Here is a 19071-nt window from a genome sequence, read left to right as displayed (position 1 = left end):
TCAAGTCTTTTCATTCATCAGTGTGTTAACGTACGAATCTGAATCTATTCTATCACTATACGAAAGAAAAATCAAACTTGACTTATTAATACCATGGTTAAAAGGTCAAAACTAAGATTCACTAAATCCACATACAATATATAGATTATGTTGATACATTCGTAACTTTATATTGTATATGAAAGTTCAACAATATAGTTTTGACACTTTAATCATACCACTCAATGACAACAACTTCCGGTGGATTAAAGACCCTTGGTAATCTAGGGTTAAATGAAAGACCCCGACTTACGATTAAATCCGTTGCTCTTGTATAGGCATAATAGCCACCTGCATATTTAGGTAAGAAGCCTTGGTTTGGAGCATATAAACCATTTATCAAAAAAGGTATTCTAACTTGACCACCATGGGCATGACCGCTTGCAACAAGATCAAATCCATAGCTTTCATATACTTCTATATGCTCTGGACGATGGCTAAGCAATACCCTATAGCCGGTTTGACTGTCAATATCTTCAACCCGATTTAAAGACCGAATTAGAGCCTCTTTACCACTATACGCTAAAGTAGCATCCGGATCGATTACACCTGTTATTGTGATTTTATTATCTCGTATACTAAGGGTTACAGATTCATTTTCTAAAATTATCACACCATAGGCTTTAATCGTTTCAAATATCAACTCAGGATCATCATGCCAATATTCATGATTGCCGGAAACATAGTAAATTGGGCATTTATCTTTTATACCCTCAAGAAATTCAACCGCACCTTGAATAGATCTATTTTCATCCATAAGATCTCCCGTTATCCAAATCATGTCTGGCGCTTCTTCTGTTATCATATTCAATAATCGTCCCTGTCCTGTTCCATAAGTGCTACTATGTAAATCGGATATTAAAATAACTTTTAGATCAAATATCTCTTGTTTACCGTCTATTTTGTAATATCTATAAATCGGTTGATTCCAAAAGATAAGTATAAATAAACAGATTGTAAGAATAATACCTATCCATCTTTTGAAATTTTTTCGACCTTTCATCTTGTTCACCTCATTCATAATATTAATTCGGATAATTATCCCATATATGATACAAAAATGCAAGCTTTCGAAAGACAAGAAATCGGTGCAATCCCTTTGAATATAGGACTTCTTTTGATAATTTCCTAGATAGTTGCCGCGACGCTTCAAGGCATTAACATGGCATAGGTTTCCTAAGAGAACAAAAAAATAAGCACCTAAAAAGGTGCTTGTAAAGGATGAGGGGGAGAGTATTTAATACGTAAGAGGTAACTCATTCTTACATTTAATATAATACACTATACTCATAAATAGTCAATACAAAATATCTATTTTTTTATTAAATTTAAATAATGTTCATAATGTTCAACTGTTATTGTCTATATAATCCTCTATTACTTTCAAGAACTGGTCACCGTATTTTCTTATCTTACTTTCACCAACACCGCTTATCGCCATTAAACTCACCTTATCTTTTGGCTTTTGACTGGCCATTGCTTTTAATGTCTTATCGTGAAAAATAGTATAGGGTGGTAATTTTGTTTTAACTGCAATTATTTTTCTAAGAGCTTTCAATCGGTCAAAGAGTTGATCCGATGACTCAATGGCTACAATCTCTATACGATTAGAATATACTTTTTTACTACCGTACAAAATCGATTCTGCTTCTTTTGCTACTTTTATAACCGGATAACCATCTTGAGTCACGTGTAAATAACCCTCAGCTATTAATAGATGAATCATTTCTTTGATTTGTATTAAAGTATAACTTCTCAGAATGCCATAAGTTGAGAGTGACTCTAGTGGTGTTTCTAACACTTTCTTAGACTTTGAACCTTTAAGAACTTCTGCAACTATGGACACGCCATATCTCTCTTTCATTCTGATTATACACGATATAATTTTTTGGGCTTCTGTTGTGATTTCTACACGGTGAGCTTTTCCATCACAGTTACCACAACCTTCACACATATCTTCATTCGCTTCTTCTCCAAAGTGTTCAAGTAACTGCACTCTTAAACAGGTGTTAATATGACAATAGTTAACCATTTTCTGAAGTTGTCCAAATCGATATTTCTTTCTGTCCGGCGTTATACCCGGTGTCTCTTCGATCAAAAATCTTCTAAGCTTCTGGTCACCTGGTCCGTATAATAATATACATGCTGATTTTTCTCCGTCCCGGCCGGCACGTCCGGCTTCCTGATAATAGGATTCAATATTTTCCGGCATATTATGGTGAATCACATATCGGACGTTGGATTTATCAATACCCATACCAAAGGCATTTGTGGCTACCATAACTTTATAATCATCATATATGAAACGCTCTTGATGCATCCGACGTTCATCCTTACTCATACCACCATGATACATACCAACTGCTATATGCATACGGTCAAGGGTATGGTATAGCATTTCGGTTTCTTTCCTTGTGCCACAATAGATAATTCCTGAACTTTCACTGTTTTTCTTGACATATTGGACAATATAGCGTTTTTTGTTTACGCCCTTCAAAACAGAAAAGTGAAGATTTTTCCGATCAAAACCGGTAACAAAAATCTCAGGCTTGTATAACGACAATTGATCCATGATATCATCACGTACCAGTTCTGTCGCCGTAGCTGTTAATGCAGCAATCACCGGTCTATAGGGCAATTTGTTCAATATATTCGCAATGTTTCTATAACTTGGCCTAAAATCATGACCCCACTGTGAAACACAATGAGCCTCATCAATAGCAATAAATTCAATTGTATTATTACGGATGATATCTCTTATCAAACGGCTTTCCATGCGCTCCGGAGCAATATAGATCATTTTGTAGCGCTGTGCCCTTATACCTTCAAGTCTATCTAGCATCTCCCCATCATCAAGGGTACTGTTAATATAAGTTGCTTCTATCCCCATGTCTTCTAGCGTATCCACCTGATCCTTCATCAAAGATATAAGTGGTGATATCACTAAGGTTACACCTGAAAAAATCAACGCCGGAATCTGGTAGCAAATTGATTTCCCCCCACCTGTCGGCATCAAAATCAAGGCATCTTTTCTGTTCATAATACATTCTATGGCTAATTTTTGTCCTTCCTTGAAGTCGGTATATCCATAGTACTTTTTCAAACATGATTCTATTGTCTTTGTTTTGCCATAAGTTTCCACTTGGAACCTCCGTATAATCTTGCTTTACTAAAAACTTAAGTTTTGTCTACACCTCTATGAATACAGTCCGGCGTCAAATGATATATCATATCTTTCCGCTCAACAACAATTTTTATCTTCTCTATTACAGTCAAATCTTTATCAATCTTTTGTAATAATTCTTTTGTCGGATTCATGGCAATAGGATACCCTACAGATTTGAGCATCTCAAAATCTCCAGCAGTGTCACCATAAGCATAAGATTGACTAAGATCTATATCATATTCAGATACCAACTGCTTAAGTGCTTCTTTTTTATTCCGACTATCCCACATAGGACGCACTTCACCTGTATAATAATGTTCATCATCCATCTCATAGACCGATCCAACATAATGATCGAATTTGAATTTTTCACTAATTTCACGAACCAACTCAAAAGGAGAACCGGATATGGTGATAATCTGATGACCTTGGTTTTTATGCCAGATAATCCGGTCCCTTGTATATGTATATACACGGTCTCCATTTTGTTCGATGACCTTGCTAGCAATAAATTCTACTTGTGTTCTATGAAGTCCTCGTATTGCTTCTATATAGATTTCTGCCATTCTAACCAAGTAATCATCATAGTTACCGATGCGCTTATCCCATCTATTATATTTTTCCCGTAATTCCTTATACCATACTTCGCTACTTATGATATCCGATTTTATCATTTTCTTAAAAATAGCCGTAATCATACCTTCTCGATACAATGTACCGTCAATATCAAAAAATGCTGCTATCTTGCCCACACTAACACCTCTATTCTTGAGATTTCTCCGATAAATATAAACCCATTAAAATTAGCACTGTTCCGACTAAAGTCATATAAGTGATTTTTTCTTTAAGGACCCATGCCGACATTATCGTTGTAACAACCGGTATAAGATAAATATACTGGTTGGTCTTAACCGGACCAATTGCCTTAATAGCGTTATTCCACAGAATAAAAGCCAATGAAGAAGCGACAACCCCCAGAAAGAGCATACTACCAACTATTCTATAATTAATGACTTCGAAAGTAACAGGCTGTCCTTTAACTGCTACAGCAAACAAGAGTACCAACCAACCATATAGGAAAACTTTTCTGGTAAGTTGTATCATATGGTAATCTTTTGAGGTTTTTTCCATTAAAACTGAGTATATAGCAAACATGGCTGCAGCGCCAAGGGCTAAGAAATCCCCTATAGGCTCAACCCCTTCAAACTTGCTACCATTGATGATGATTAGAAAAACACCCAGATAGGCCAATATGAATCCAATAATACTTTTCAATGTAAAAAAATGCGTTTTATAAACAAGCATAGATAGTATACCTGTCAAGAGGGGTATGGTCGCCACAATTAAACTTACATTAGAAGAATAAGTATGCTGCAATGCTGTGTTCTCAAAAACAAAATAAAAAGCAAGGGCAGCACCTATGAACAAAAAAAGAATTTCTTCTTTAAGGGATGTCGGCTTTTTGAATTTGGGATATAGTAACGTTAGGAATAATATCGCTAGCAAATAGCGCACCACCAGAATCTGTAATGGTGTAAACTGGTTTAGTAAAATCTTGCTCACAATAAATGTGGAACTCCATATGGTAATCGTGGTCACTGCAAATAAATGTCCTTTAATTGATGTTTTCATGATGCACCTTATACTTTCTCTATTTTCTTCTCATCATTTTAACATAGTTTTCTAAATTTCTCATCTTGAATCAAAAAAAACAGGTTATATCTAAATTATTGTCGTTTCGTAACTCTTCATCTAGCTTACGCTTTTAAATATTATCAATACTTAGTTTTGACCCTTTAACCAATACTTCATTATGACGAATAATCTTTTTCTGAGCGTAAGCTACTCTTATAGATGATGATAATCGATTGCTATTTGAGGCTACTGAATTGTTACGTCGTTTCTAAATCCTTCTTAAAACTAAAGAACTAGGAAGTGTCTCAAACAGCTTGAGGCACTTCCTAGTTTTATATTTATATATATGGTTAAGGTGTCAAAACTATATAGTTGAACTTTTGCATACAATATATAGTTATGAATGCATCAACGTAATCTATATATTGTATGTGAATTTAGTGAAACTTAGTTTTGACCCTTTAACCATATATGGTTAAGGCGTCAAAACTATATAGTTGAACTTTCTCATACCATATATAGTTACGAATGTATCAACGTAATCTACATATGGTAGGCGAATTTAATGAAACTTAGTTTTGACCCTTTAACCACATATTATTATTATTATCTAAAATATCACCTTTCTGTAACCGATAATAGGTTCACGCATGTAACCGTCTAAAGCTGTAATTCTAACCCCATAAGAAGATGTAGCATGAATAATCTGACCATCACCAATAAATATGGCTACATGCGAGATTGATCCACCATAACCATACACAACCAAATCTCCAGGAAGGAGCTGATTTCTTGCTATTGCAACACCATTCTTACCTTGTCCTCTTGATGAACGGTCAAGTGCATAACCAAACTTCGCAAATATCTGACTGGTATAACCTGAGCAATCGACCCCACCGGTTAGGCTGGTACCACCATAACGATATCGTGTGCCAACAAAATTCTTCGCATATGCTACAAGCTGAGTTCTAACATCTGATACAGGTTGATTTGGATCGTATTTATGAATGTAATCTTTATGAACATATCCTGTAATTTGACCGGCTGATTTCACTTGATACCATGTATCTATTTCACCAATGATGGTCACTTCCTCATTGGAACTTAGCTTTCCTACTATATTGTTTGGATTGTTCAAATCCGGTTCAGATCTTAGGTTCAAGATACTTGCTGTTACCATTGCCTTTATTTGTACTAGAGGTGCTAAATCACTCTTAGATATCACGGTTTCTAAGGTGATTGTATCATCTTCTTCATAACTATCCAATCGCTCTTGCCAATCTTTCTCTAATAGAGCCTCGTCCATCATACGTTCAAAAACTCTATAGTTCATAATAACGGCTTGTTCTGATGTACTGTACCCATCGGGATTGATGTTCTCATCACCTGTACCGGAGATAATCATATTACCAACCGCCAAATTGATGCTTTTCCTGGCCCAACTCGAAATAACATGCTGATCGTTAAATTCAGGTGTACTTTTGGTTGACGTCAAAATCTTCACTTGATTTTCTTCTTCAATTTTTTCTATCATACGCATCATCATAACAACCATTTGTTCCCGCGTCACTAACGCTTCAGGTACAAAAGTATTTTCTGTGATGCCTGTAGCAATACCTGCTTCAAAAGCTTTTACTATAAAAACCTTATCTGTATCTTCGAATGGGTTTTGTACCGATTCTATATCAATGATGCTGTTGGTTGATGCTTCATATGTTTTAACCAACAATTCTACATACGCTTCTCTTGTTAATTTTTTTTGAAAGTCTTGTACAAGCGTGTCCGTTACAAGATTAATCTCAATGGCAGATTCTATTTCCCGAGTTGCCCAAGGAGATGGTGACGCTGCCTGTGCACGGATACCTACTGACAAACTTAGTATTACCAAAGTACACATTCCCAGTACTTTCACATAATGCTTTTTAATTGGTGTCCCAAACATGTTGTCCTCCTTGAAGTCAAACGCTTTTTTATTGGATCTTTCTCTCTTTTAAACATCAAAGATTAAGCTTCAATCATTTCACCTCATTAACCAACATTATAGAGAAGTTCTAATAATAAGTCAATGAAAATTTAACAAATATTTAATAATCAGCTAAGGTGTCCTACTTCATCCTTAAGCGATTACATACAATCTATAGTTATGAATACATCCAGATAACCTATATGTTGTACATAATTTTAAGAAACTTAGTTTTGACACTTTAACCATAAAAATATTATCATTTTTGTTAATAAATATTTAATAATTCATCCTTCTAGACGATTTCATAATTACCTGTTATATACATCCTGCTTCATCTGCAAAAATACTTCTCTTGTAATTTCACCATTAGCGTATCGTCTGTTCAAAATATCTTCCGGTTTATTCATTTGCTGTAATTCATTCACTTCCATTTCATGATATGAATGATCTACACAACCGCAAGAATGGCAGACTTTGCTACACCTGAAGTCCAAGTAATTTTTGAAAACTGGGTTCTTGAGGTCGAAAAAAACAATGATACATATATATGTATATGTATCATTGGTTAAGGCGTCAAAACTATATAGTTGAACTTTCACCTACCATATGTAGTTATGAAAGTATCAACGTAATCTACATATGGTAGGCGAATTTAGTGAAACTTAGTTTTGACCCTTTAACCATCATTGTTTTATTTGTGTATGTAGTTATCTTTATTGTGGAAGGGTTAGCAAAAGACCTTTATAATCTAATATCTGCCTGTGCACCTATATCTTTTACTACTGAAGCCTTATTAGGATTCTGTGCATAAACTTGATATTGGGAAATCATCTGATTCCTTTTGAATCCGGGAATATGAGTATCTTCACCCACTTTTGACGTCACCTTACTATGCTTAATCTCAAGACTTTCACTTCGACTTTTATTTAACCTTGCACCTTGTTCAAAAGCATGACTTGCAGATACCTTATTAGATTGGATCTGGGAAACTTTCATGTTATCCGTGCCAGGCTTATTTCCTTGCTCTATTAATAACCCATTGCCTTCAGGTTGAGTCTGAGTTTTATTGCTTCGTGTAGTCCTGTCCGATTTTGGTGGCAAGGACATACTTTCATATGCACGAATGCCCATAGACCTAATGTTCATTTTATCACCTTCTTAAGTCATCCTGTTAATCATTTCATCTGACTTTAGAGTAACATAGCTATATGAACACTATATGTCCTAACCGTTACTATTCTAATGCCTGATGCTCAAAAAAGACCATATTCCATTTCAATGGTATAATCACCACAGTTTTCACAAACATTAATGCTTACAATATAAGTACCGTCTACAACGCCTTCTTTTAAGAGTCGTGGTAATGTCTTATCCTCATAGGACTTTGAAAGACTACTCATAACATAGCTACCTTCCTTGGCAAATAAATAAAAATGAAACTCAAGAAATCGATAAGTGTTACTGGTGTCACTTTTATTATTATGACAGACTTCACAACCTTGGTCATAATACGCCATTGAAAACTCAACCAGCTCACTTTCTCGAAGTAGTTCTAGTATTTCTTCCACTGTAATACCAGAAATCGGATTATCTTCGTCGTTTAAGAACATACTACATTTTTCACTATCTAATATAATTTTTTCATCGTTGTAAACCCATTCATAAGTAGACATTGTTTTGACCCCTTTCTATAATTACTCGTATTCTTATAGCCATTAATTCATCACTTCGCTTTCCCTCTTGTAGGATTTCTTAGTGATGGTTAGGCTTGCTTACTATCAAAGAGCTTAGAGAACATCTGCACAGCTAAATTAATTATTCAGATTAAGCTCTTTTATTGCTTTGATTAGTTCTTCTATTTCTTCTAGGCTTGTATCAAAAGATGTAACCCATCTAATCATGCCGCCATCTTCTTCCCATGTCATCTGATAGAAGTAAAAAGTAGTAAGGAGCTTGTCAATCCATGTCTGAGGCATTTTCACAAACACCATGTTTCCATAAGGAATGTTCATGAAATCAAGCGCTTCTATGTCTTTAATCTCTTCATAAAGCTTGCTCATAGCTTCGTTTGCCTTTCTTGCATTCCTAAGATAAAGATCTTTCTCCAACAACGCAATGTATTGAGCGCTGATATACCTCATTTTGGACATAAGTTGCATGCCTTGCTTTCTGATATATTTTAAACTATCACTTGTTGCCCTATCAAAAGATACAATCGCTTCTCCATACATCATACCATTCTTGGCACCACCAAAAGATAGTACATCAACACCTGTTTGTCCAATCATCTCATCCAGACTTACACCAAGCGCAACTGCCCCATTGGCAATTCTAGCACCATCTACATGTAGTAATAAACCATGACTATGAGCATAATCGGCTAAGGTTTTTATCTCTTGCCTTGTATAGAGTGTCCCAAGTTCAGTGATCTGACTTATAGATAAAACTTTAGGTTGATTATGATGCTCGTTGCCCATATCAAATAAAAACTTATCAACTTCAGCAGGTACCAACTTACCATTGATATGAGGAACCGTTAATAACTTAGCACCTGTATAACGTTCAAAAGCACCACACTCATCTACATTTATATGGGCTGTATCCACACAAATTACCGCTTCATAAGACTTAAGCAAGGTAGCTAATCCAATGATATTAGCACCTGTGCCATTTAGAACCAAGCTGACTTCACAAGACCTACTGAATAATGCCTTAATCTTTTCTACCGCTTCTTTCGTTATCGGGTCATCACCATATGGAATGGCATGCTCCTGATTGGCTTTCACAATCGCTTCCATTATTTCTGGATGTACACTGGCTGTATTGTCACTTTTAAAGGTCTTCATAAATGGTCTCCAATTCTATTTAATCCTATTATAGTTCTTTATTTCTCACGTTATTAAAGACTTATATTCATTTTCTTCTCTCTTAATTATATCATATTTGCCGTTTTTTGAAGTAGTTTCTTTATATAATATGCTTTCACAAGAAAAGAAGCTTTGCTTCGTTATGAGCTTTGCTTCGTTATGAGCTCTGCTCATATTTCTGAACGGTTCGAAAGGAAAGGACCTTGACGCATTCAGCTATGTTTTAAAGCTGAATGCTAGAGTATGACTTTCCTAGAGAACAAAAAAGAGGCTTCGCTTCCTTTTGCGTACAAATTCCTCACGCCTAAAGATTCCTTAACCTTATAGCTATAGTAGGAGTTAAAGAGTCATAAAAAAAAAGGTCAAGACCCTCATCTCAACCTTATCAATATCATACTATAATATTTCTTTTAAATAGCTTATTAAATGATTAACCTTTTTAAACTGACTGTAATCGACATTAACTAAGTCAATATCATATTCTGCCTCTAATGCTTCTAGTATCTCTACTAAATCATCTTCATCCATTTGAAGATCATCTTCAAAATCCATAGATGCGCTGATTTCGTTTGGATCACCATGCCCAATGACTTCTGCAATTATGCCTTTAACCACATTTGTAATCATAGTTTACTCCTCATATTCATAATTATATTCATCTAAATCGTAATCTTCGTACCTTAAATTTTTAACAACTTGTCTTGAAGACTTTTTAATTTTTTTTGGTGTTTTTTCGTCTGTTTGCAACTTCAAATTACGTCTTCTTCTCTCTTTTTGAATAAGAAATATTTCAAAATCCAATGGTTCTTGCCTTTCCATTCTTCTCTCCTTGTTAATAATCATTCATTCCATTAGCATCGTCACTTATTTTGCAAGACTGCACAGGCTTCCCCGAATGTTAATCCTTTATAGAAGGGGCTCAGAGACCTATTCCTATATTTTCATTATAGTCAATGAATCAAACTAGTCAAGTATTATTTTATCTTAAAAAAGAAGTTTACACATTGTCTTATTTGCTTAAGACATCAAAACTATTTAGTTGAACTTTCACATACAATATATAGTTATGAATACATCAAGATAATCTATATATTGTATGTGAATTTAGTGAAAAAAGGTAAACCTCAAATTCTATGATTACGAGATCTACCTTCCTAATAAATCTACTCTATGTCGATTAATTATCCGATGGCGCTACCATAGAAGGAAAAAGTTGCTTTTTGGCTTTAGTGGCTGACGCCATACTTTTGCTATACCGATGATTGTATTCAAAAAACAATTTGTCTTCCTCCTTAAGTATGATGTCTAGAAGTCGACCTTCATAAGCTTGCATCGTTACATCAAGTTCCATCTCATCGCCATGCCTATTTATATATTCAATCAAATCCGGCATCCCATCTTCCGATAACGTTGTCAAATAATATAGATCTAATTTACCGGTGCGTTCATATTGCTTTAAATTATTACGAACAATCATGGCATCCATATTTACAAAACTTATGACCAGATAATAGGCAAGCCCAACCATAATACCCCACTCAATAACCTTATAACTCGGTTTCCAAATTCCTAGAGCTATTAAACTCATGAAAACAGCCATAAAAAGAATAATCAAGTAAACATAAAGCCTTAGTCTCGTATAACCATACACAGACTCATAAAGATACATCTTATAAAAAGAAGATGCCATCATAATGTACGTACAGGCAATGGTAACAGTTAAACTCATACGTATTACAAGACTGTTTTTCACAAACTTCTTAACAAATAAGACACCACAAGTATTTAATATACTAAGTAGCAATAGTTCAAAAAAGCCTTCTCTCGCATAATTGGCATAATCATAATTTTTAAGCAGTTCTGTGGATTGAGCTAGAAATAGAAATCGAATCTGAACATAGGCAAAGACCAAATAAAGTAAATTCAAAAGTAACAAAACGGTAACACCAACCAATGCCGGAATCACTTCATGATTCACTTTAGCTAGTACAGCAACCTCTGCTTTTTCTCTTTTTATTTGGCTAAGCTTGATTAAATAAATACTTAATCCATAGAAAAAACAAGCAATAACCATAAAGACATAATCAACCCTAACCCTATTTGCTTTAAAATACCGACATGTTTATTATAGGCTTTTGAACCATGATTGAAGTATTTAAAAAAGTTTGATAGAGCACCTATAAAGTGATTGACGCCCTCAACTATATACGCTGGCCATTTAAAGCTTACATGACTATAACTTAAAGTCATTAATAAACCCACCAATAGAAGTGCAGATAGTACTCTAATAACATCCACCGTAGTAATCGCAAAATTAAGGCTAAGTATAATACTATAAGCACCCAATCCAAAAAACTCTTTTCCTATTGGTAGCTTGGCTTCTTTTTTGAAATGCCACATGGCAAGGACAGTCAATACCGTAACCAAAAAAACAGATATCCCCAAATCCTGTTCCACAAAAAACAGCATTGACATTAAAGCAATAGCAGTTGCATATATCCATGACTTTGACATGTTATAATTCCTCCTCTTCATAAACCAACAGGTCACCCGGTTGACATTTTAACACTTCACATATTTTTTCCAAGGTAGAAAAACGTATGGCCTTGGCTTTATTATTCTTTAGAATTGAAAGATTTGCATTGGATATGCCCACTTGTTCTGCAAGTTCTCCCAGACCCATCTTCCTTTTCGCCATCATCACATCTAGATTTACTATGATACCCATTGCTTCATCTCCTTAGATTGTCAGGTCATTTTCATTTTTATAATGAATCGCTTCCTCAAATACATCAGCAAGGACAAAGCAAAACAAAGATGCCAAAGCCAAGATGCCGCTGGCGTAAAGCACAGCCAAATAATATTGTCTAACAAAGGTAATCCCGGTAAATGCGAAAGCATAATCGACATAATCTGTCACGATCCATGGCAAAAAGATTATACTCATCACTGCCACAACCATTAGCAATACCATAACGACACTTAATATTCTTGGTAACCATACTCTTTTCTTCATAAACCCACCTCATTTGTTATTTGATATTTCTTGTTGTTTGTTGTTCTTTATCTCTGTTATTTCTGCTGTTATTTCTGCTGTTATTTTCTGAATATTTGCCGAATATTTCTTCATTTTATTTATAGCTATAATAACACAACTTATTTCTTTTATCAATATATATTTATCGTTTAACAATAAATATATATTGATAATACTATTTGTCTGACTAAGCACCTATCAACTACCTATTTGGAATCCGCGCCAGCATGGCATCATAGTAATAGTTATGTTATAATAACGATTAATGTGTCAATACTAAGTTCTAGGTTCAGATACAGTATATGTGACGCATCAATTGTATCGTTTTAACACTTAAACCAATGACTGAATACTAAAAAATTAGAGGTGATACTATGAGCGAAATAAAATTAACAGAATATAGCCATGGCGCTGGTTGTGGTTGTAAAATCTCCCCTGCCATCTTAGATACAATTCTTGAGACGTCAAGACCCATCATTCCCAATCCAAAGCTTCTTGTAGGCAACAGCAGTAAAGATGATGCCGCTGCTTATGACCTTGGAAATGGCACTTCCGTACTTAGTACAACAGATTTTTTTATGCCAATTACAGATGATCCTTTTACTTTCGGTAGAATATCCGCAACCAATGCTCTGAGTGATATTTATGCTATGGGTGGTAAACCCTTAATGGCTATTGCCATCTTAGGATGGCCTCTTGATAAGTTAGCACCTGAGATTGCAAGAGATGTTATTGATGGTGGCCGAAGCGCTTGTGAGGAAGCTGGTATTCCTTTAGCTGGCGGACATTCCATCGACTCACCCGAGCCTATTTTTGGTCTGGCTGTCACAGGTATTGTTAATAACCATCAGCTTAAACAAAACAATAAAGCTATAGCTGATTGTAATATCTTTTTGACAAAGCCTCTTGGCATCGGTATTCTAACTACCGCTCAAAAACGAAAAAAAATAGAAGACAATCATATAGATGTTGCCATAGATGCTATGTGTACCTTAAATAAAATTGGTGGTGAATTGGCCGCTATTGATGGGGTTGTTGCCTTGACGGACGTTACAGGCTTTGGACTTCTGGGTCATTTGACTGAAATCTGTGAAGGTAGTGGTATATCTGCTCATATCCAATTTGATCAAGTACCCTTCTTACCAAACACCCAAAAATACCTGGAGCTTGGTTGTATTTCCGGCGGCACACGCAATAACTTTAAGAGCTATGGCCATAAGATTGCACCTATGACCGATGATCAACAACATCTGTTATGTGATGCTCAGACTTCCGGTGGTTTGTTAGCTATTGTTAGAGATGAGAGCACTGATGCATTTTTGGAAATAACCGCCAAAGCCGGATTAGACCTTAAGCCTATTGGTCGTACCACGAACCTTGGTCAACACTTTGTCACAGTAATATAGAGGGTATGTTTATGGAAACCAGTCATGATTTCTTAAATATTGTTCTTAATGAACGACCATTAATAGATGTCCGAGCACCTATTGAATTTCAAAAAGGCGCCTTTAAGCATGCTGTTAATCTACCCATTATGAACGATGAAGAACGACATATTGTAGGTATTAAGTATAAAGAAGATGGAAACGCTGCAGCTACCGACCTAGGTTACAGCCTTGTCAGTGGAGATGTCAAAGCAACACGGATCAAGGCTTGGATTCAGTTCATTGAAGAAAACCCCATGGCCATGCTGTATTGTTTTCGTGGTGGTTCCAGGTCCAGAATCAGTCAAGAGTGGATTCGTGAGGTTGGTAAAGATATTATTCGTCTTGAAGGTGGTTATAAAGCTTTCAGACAATACTTACTTTCAGAGCTAATGCCCGGGGCGCAAAAAGCCAAGCCTATTATATTAGGTGGTTGTACAGGCTCTGGTAAAACTCTGATTCTAAAAGACCTCAAAAATGCCATCGACCTAGAGGCCATTGCCCACCATCGTGGTTCCTCCTTTGGACATCATATTGACGAACAACCTACACAAATTGACTTTGAGAACAATCTGGCCTATGCCTTAATTCAACACAAATCAAAAGGCTATAAACATGTCATTTTAGAAGATGAGGGCAAAAACGTGGGTAAGAGATTCCTTCCTACCAATTTGGTCGCCCATTATAAAACCGGTGACTATGTCATTGTAGAAGTCCCTTTAGAAGACAGAGTCCAGATTACCTTACAAGAATATGTGATTGAATCCCAAACCCATCATATTAGGCGATTTGGTGAGGAAGCAGGTCTAAAGCTCTGGTACGACTATATTCTCACCAGTATGCATCGCCTTGAGAAAAGATTTGGTGGGGACCGACTTAAAATTGTAGTTGATCTTTTTAAAGAAGCCTACCGTACTCAAATGACCAGTGGTGAATATAAATGCCACGAACCATGGATTACCATGTTTCTTAGGGATTATTATGATCCTATGTACAACTTCCAAATGTCTAAAGTGCAACATCATATTGTTTTTAAAGGCAACCAAGATGACGTTCACAGCTATTTGAAAGCTCTGGATTAGAGAAGAACAAAGAGGCGCTTATAAGCGCCTCTTTTACTTTCAACATCGACCATGAAGTTCCTGAAGACAGTGTGTATGAAGGTAGCAAGACAGCAGGAGCTGTCTGCCGACATTTGGTGCAGGACGCACCAACGGTCGGCCGTAGTCATACATACTGCGGAAGGGTTTTCATGGGACCCCCCTATATCGTTATAACCTTTTTTGCTTTCATCATGATGTCCACTATTTCTTCCATATTAGAAATACGTCCAGTGATTATAGATGCACGCATATCATAAGCGTCAATACAAGTACCACATGCGATAATCTCCACACCTTTTTCATCTAAACCATGCATGACATCCATATAGCCATTTTCCTTAGATAAAAGCCTCACACCTGAGTTATAGAGTATGATGAGTTCAGGACTATCCTTTCTTGCCCATATTTTTTTTAAAAATGCACCCATAAGTTTGTGTCCTAAAGCATCATCTCCCGAACCCATTTTATCACTCTTAATTACAATTATATTCTCCATATCGTCTCCGCATTCTTTTTTATTTATATGGCCGCTACGTCTACTTCACGCCAACTGACCACTTGATTCTTTCCTTGCTCTTTTGCAATCTTGGTCGCCTTTTCAGCGTAATAGATAATCTGTTCAATATCACGCCCGTCAATAGGATAACTGGCCATCCCAATAGATACAGTGGTTTCAAATAGAAAATCCTCTTGATGGTCTTCGATTCTAGCACGTATCCGTTCTGCAAGGGTCTCACCCATCACATGATCTGTATTTTCCAAAATCACTATAAACTCATCGCCACTCAACCACCTAAAGACTTTATCTTCTTCTCTTATGGCATTTTTAATAATCGTGCCAAGTTTCTGTATCATTTGATTGCCTGCTTGATAGCTTACGTCATTATAATACCTAAGGTCATCACCATCAATAAACAAGACACAATATTGATCCGTTTTTCTTCCTGTTCGTGTAATTCTATTAGCCAAATATTGATTCGCTGCTTTGGCATTTGGAAGGCCGGATATCTCATCAATTAATGCATAATTATATACTTCTTCATAATAATCCAATGATTGCCTGAATCGATTAATAACGCCACCAAGAATATTTCTTACTAAGCCCTCACCAGAGTACTTAAGACTGTTGTCAACTTTTCCTTCTTCCTTAACCACGAACATATAATAATCCTCTAAAGAAGTAATCGGTTCTTCATATGCATATATAATTGAATGTAACGTGATATTAGGATAACCAATTTCTCGCATTTCTTGGCGATAATAGTTCTTTGCCTCATCCAATACATCTTCGATGAATGCCTCGTTACTGTCTTTAATAATGATTGTAAAGGCATCTCCTTCTGTACGGTATACGATTTCCCTTGGAAAAAACTGACACAAAACTTTAGCCGCTGTCCTAATAATCAAATCACCGGCTTCTCTTCCTAAAACATGATTCAGTTCATTTAGATTTGTGATATCAAAAATACAGACAATACCGCAGGTCCCAAAAAGGGTGGTATAATCTTCTTCAATGAATTGAATGAAATTTTTTAATCTTGTTAAGGGGTCTACATGTAAGTCCCTATGCAGAACAAATTCATTCATATTAATCTCCCATCATACAAAAGCCTCTAGATTCTATATCTATATACCTATGATCTATTTAGCTTATTGTTTCCATATAACATTCTACGCTTTATTTTAGATTTTGACAAGACCCAAGTTGTAAAATTTTATAACCAATTTAATTATTTGATTTTTTTATGTTTTTTTATGTTTTTTCTACTGTTTTATGACCGCCCGAAATATTATACACTTCTTTGAAGCCTTGATTAATTAGTATATTTTGCACCGCATTACCTGTCGTTCCCTTATTGCAGTATGTAATGATTACAATATCTTTATCTAAATCCTTTAGATGCATTCTAAAATTTTCATGAGGTATATTGATGGCGCCTGTTACATGTTTCTTATCAAATTGCTTAGGTACCCTTGTATCAATTATTTTATAAGGTTTTCCGGATGCTTTAAGTTTCTCAAGTTCATCAACCGTTATAAGGCGACGTTCTTTGTGGATGGCATTGTCCAGTATCATACCTGTGTACATAACCGGATCTTTTGTGATTGAAAAAGGAGGTGCATAGCCTAAATCAAGATGGAAAAGATCTTCTGCTTTTGCACCGTAGCTAATCGCCGTTACAAAAACGTCCAATCGCTTATCAACACCATCTTCTCCTATGATTTGAACACCTAGAAGCTTACCTGTTATTTTATCAGCAACCGCTTTGATAACAAGTTCTTTGCCTCCCATATAAAAGGGCTTACTGGGCTTTATGTTGTGGCTAACCACAACTAAATAGCCATGCTCATTTGCTTCTTTTTCAGATAATCCCGTCTGAGCTACGGCCAGATCAAATATTTTGAAAATGCCGGTTCCAAGTATGCCTCTAAACAATAAATGACCACCGGATATATTTTCACCTGCAATTCTGCCTGTCTTATTAGCGGTTGATCCAAGAGGCCTAAATACCGGCTTACCTGTAACCACATGGTATTGCTCTATACAATCACCGCAAGCATATACATCTGTAATATTGGTTTCCATTCTTTGATCCACTTTAATAGCACCTGTTTCTCCAATAGCAACGCCCCCAGCTTTTGCTAAAGTCACTTCCGGCTTCACACCTGTCGCCACGATAATCATGTCGCCATGAACCGTTTGTCCATCTTTTAGCTTAACACCCTCTTCAAGGATGGTTTGAACTGTAGCACCAAGCATGACTTTTACATCTTTTTCTATTAAATGTTCCTCGACATAGCTTGCCATATCCGAGTCAAGGCCTGGTGTTACTTGATCTAACATTTCTATTAATGTTATGTCTATACCGATGTTTTTAAGATTTTCGCAAAGCTCCAGTCCTATAAAACCGCTTCCAATAATAATCGCTGATTTTGGTTTATTGGTATCTATAAATCCCGTGATTTTAAGCATATCTTGAATATTTCTTAGTGCAAAGACATGATCCTGATGAATCCCCTCAATAGGTGGCATAACAGATACTGCACCTGTTGCTAGTACCAAGCGGTCATAATGATCCTCAAAAATCTCATTAGTATATAAGTTTTTAACCGTTATTGTCTTTGAACTTGTATCCAGCTCTAAAACCTCATGAGCAATATATATATCAATGTTATATTTCTTTTTGAAAAATTCTGGATTTCTTGGTGTAAGTTCTTCTTTTTCTTCTACTTCGCCACCTATAAAATAAGGCATGCCACAACCGGAATAAGATATGTCCTGATCTTTTTCATAGATGACAATCTCCGAATCCTCATCATTTCTTCTCGCTTTTGCTGCTGCTGATGTACCTGCTGCTACTGCGCCAATCACTATAATTCTCATATGACACCATCCTTTCGTAATCAATATATTATTATTGTCTATAAAGCTATGAAGCACCTTCTTATGGAAAGTGCTTCATTTACTTTGACTCTATTATATAACAGTTTACTACTTTATGCCTTAATTATATCATTATAAATGGCTTCACTGGATATACCACCATAAAATCTTAGTTTGCCGTTGATTTGGACATAAGGTATCGGAAATTCTTTTTTCATCAAATCGACAACTTCAGATTGATCCTCTAGATTGTTTTCCATGACATCGATAAATTCAAATTCTAAATCATCAATTTTATCACTTAAATCTGTTACCATTTCATCGTACATCTCGCCCATAGTGGCTTGAGGTCCACAACCAGCAGGGCCACAGCCACACCCCCCTGTTTGTGCAGGTGCTTCATTTTTAAGTCCATAAACTACGATTTTTGTGTTTGCTTGATTTTCCAT

The 19071-nt window shown here is 35.9% G+C and carries 20 protein-coding genes; 2 read left to right on the top strand and 18 right to left on the bottom strand.

The window, feature by feature from the left end; translation table 11 throughout:
- Positions 1–208 precede the first annotated feature (208 nt).
- The 14 genes from AC6F8J_RS03030 to AC6F8J_RS02965 form a co-directional block, all read right to left on the bottom strand.
- Positions 209–1042 (bottom strand): metallophosphoesterase, encoded by an 834-nt coding sequence (locus tag AC6F8J_RS03030; RefSeq protein ID WP_500720888.1) that lies wholly within the window; start codon positions 1040–1042, stop codon positions 209–211.
- Positions 1043–1387: 345 nt separating this feature from the next.
- Positions 1388–3181 (bottom strand): DNA helicase RecQ, encoded by a 1794-nt coding sequence (recQ, locus tag AC6F8J_RS03025; protein WP_500720886.1) that lies wholly within the window; start codon positions 3179–3181, stop codon positions 1388–1390.
- A gap of 35 nt (positions 3182–3216) precedes the next feature.
- Positions 3217–3957, bottom strand: coding sequence for an HAD-IB family hydrolase (locus AC6F8J_RS03020; protein ID WP_500720885.1), 741 nt, complete (start codon positions 3955–3957; stop codon positions 3217–3219).
- A 10-nt stretch (positions 3958–3967) separates the two neighbouring features.
- Positions 3968–4837 (bottom strand): EamA family transporter, encoded by an 870-nt coding sequence (locus tag AC6F8J_RS03015; protein ID WP_500720883.1) that lies wholly within the window; start codon positions 4835–4837, stop codon positions 3968–3970.
- Positions 4838–5450: 613 nt separating this feature from the next.
- Positions 5451–6782, bottom strand: a complete 1332-nt coding sequence (locus tag AC6F8J_RS03010) for an NlpC/P60 family protein (protein WP_500720881.1) — start codon at positions 6780–6782, stop codon at positions 5451–5453.
- A gap of 765 nt (positions 6783–7547) precedes the next feature.
- Entirely contained in the window at positions 7548–7952 is a 405-nt protein-coding gene (locus AC6F8J_RS03005) for a hypothetical protein (RefSeq protein WP_500720879.1), read from the bottom strand.
- A 107-nt stretch (positions 7953–8059) separates the two neighbouring features.
- Positions 8060–8479, bottom strand: a complete 420-nt coding sequence (locus tag AC6F8J_RS03000) for a DUF3785 family protein (RefSeq protein WP_500720878.1) — start codon at positions 8477–8479, stop codon at positions 8060–8062.
- Positions 8480–8617: 138 nt separating this feature from the next.
- A complete protein-coding gene (locus AC6F8J_RS02995) occupies positions 8618–9652 on the bottom strand; it encodes an aminotransferase class I/II-fold pyridoxal phosphate-dependent enzyme (protein ID WP_500720876.1) in 1035 nt (344 codons plus the stop codon).
- A gap of 417 nt (positions 9653–10069) precedes the next feature.
- Complete coding sequence (locus tag AC6F8J_RS02990) at positions 10070–10300, bottom strand: DUF1493 family protein (RefSeq protein ID WP_500720874.1); 231 nt, start codon at positions 10298–10300, stop codon at positions 10070–10072.
- A gap of 3 nt (positions 10301–10303) precedes the next feature.
- Positions 10304–10492: a hypothetical protein gene (locus AC6F8J_RS02985; RefSeq protein WP_500720872.1), complete on the bottom strand. Its 189-nt coding sequence runs from the start codon at positions 10490–10492 to the stop codon at positions 10304–10306.
- A gap of 358 nt (positions 10493–10850) precedes the next feature.
- A complete protein-coding gene (locus tag AC6F8J_RS02980; protein ID WP_500720870.1) occupies positions 10851–11747 on the bottom strand; it encodes a DUF4153 domain-containing protein in 897 nt (298 codons plus the stop codon).
- Positions 11717–12187 (bottom strand): hypothetical protein, encoded by a 471-nt coding sequence (locus AC6F8J_RS02975; protein WP_500720868.1) that lies wholly within the window; start codon positions 12185–12187, stop codon positions 11717–11719. The genes AC6F8J_RS02980 and AC6F8J_RS02975 overlap by 31 nt, the downstream gene beginning before the upstream one ends.
- A 1-nt stretch (position 12188) precedes the next feature.
- A complete protein-coding gene (locus tag AC6F8J_RS02970; RefSeq protein ID WP_500720866.1) occupies positions 12189–12401 on the bottom strand; it encodes a helix-turn-helix domain-containing protein in 213 nt (70 codons plus the stop codon).
- 12 nt (positions 12402–12413) lie between these two features.
- Positions 12414–12689 (bottom strand): hypothetical protein, encoded by a 276-nt coding sequence (locus AC6F8J_RS02965; protein ID WP_500720864.1) that lies wholly within the window; start codon positions 12687–12689, stop codon positions 12414–12416.
- A gap of 395 nt (positions 12690–13084) precedes the next feature.
- On the opposite strand from AC6F8J_RS02965, the gene selD reads away from it, so the two are divergent.
- Positions 13085–14116: a selenide, water dikinase SelD gene (selD, locus tag AC6F8J_RS02960; protein WP_500720862.1), complete on the top strand. Its 1032-nt coding sequence runs from the start codon at positions 13085–13087 to the stop codon at positions 14114–14116.
- Between the two features lie 11 nt (positions 14117–14127).
- Positions 14128–15216, top strand: a complete 1089-nt coding sequence (gene mnmH, locus AC6F8J_RS02955) for a tRNA 2-selenouridine(34) synthase MnmH (protein ID WP_500720861.1) — start codon at positions 14128–14130, stop codon at positions 15214–15216.
- Positions 15217–15397: 181 nt separating this feature from the next.
- On the opposite strand, the gene yedF is transcribed toward mnmH, so the two are convergent.
- The 4 genes from yedF to AC6F8J_RS02935 form a co-directional block, all read right to left on the bottom strand.
- Positions 15398–15760 carry a sulfurtransferase-like selenium metabolism protein YedF gene (yedF, locus tag AC6F8J_RS02950; protein ID WP_500720988.1) on the bottom strand — a complete coding sequence of 121 codons (363 nt, stop codon included), beginning with the start codon at positions 15758–15760 and terminating at the stop codon, positions 15398–15400.
- Entirely contained in the window at positions 15757–16824 is a 1068-nt protein-coding gene (locus tag AC6F8J_RS02945) for a diguanylate cyclase domain-containing protein (protein WP_500720859.1), read from the bottom strand. The genes yedF and AC6F8J_RS02945 overlap by 4 nt, the downstream gene beginning before the upstream one ends.
- 166 nt (positions 16825–16990) lie before the next feature.
- Positions 16991–18622: an FAD-dependent oxidoreductase gene (locus tag AC6F8J_RS02940; protein WP_500720857.1), complete on the bottom strand. Its 1632-nt coding sequence runs from the start codon at positions 18620–18622 to the stop codon at positions 16991–16993.
- A gap of 113 nt (positions 18623–18735) precedes the next feature.
- Positions 18736–19071, bottom strand: coding sequence for a hypothetical protein (locus tag AC6F8J_RS02935; RefSeq protein WP_500720856.1), 336 nt, complete (start codon positions 19069–19071; stop codon positions 18736–18738).

The organism is Petrocella sp., from assembly GCF_059865615.1.
This window is presented reverse-complemented; position numbering and strand designations above follow the sequence as displayed.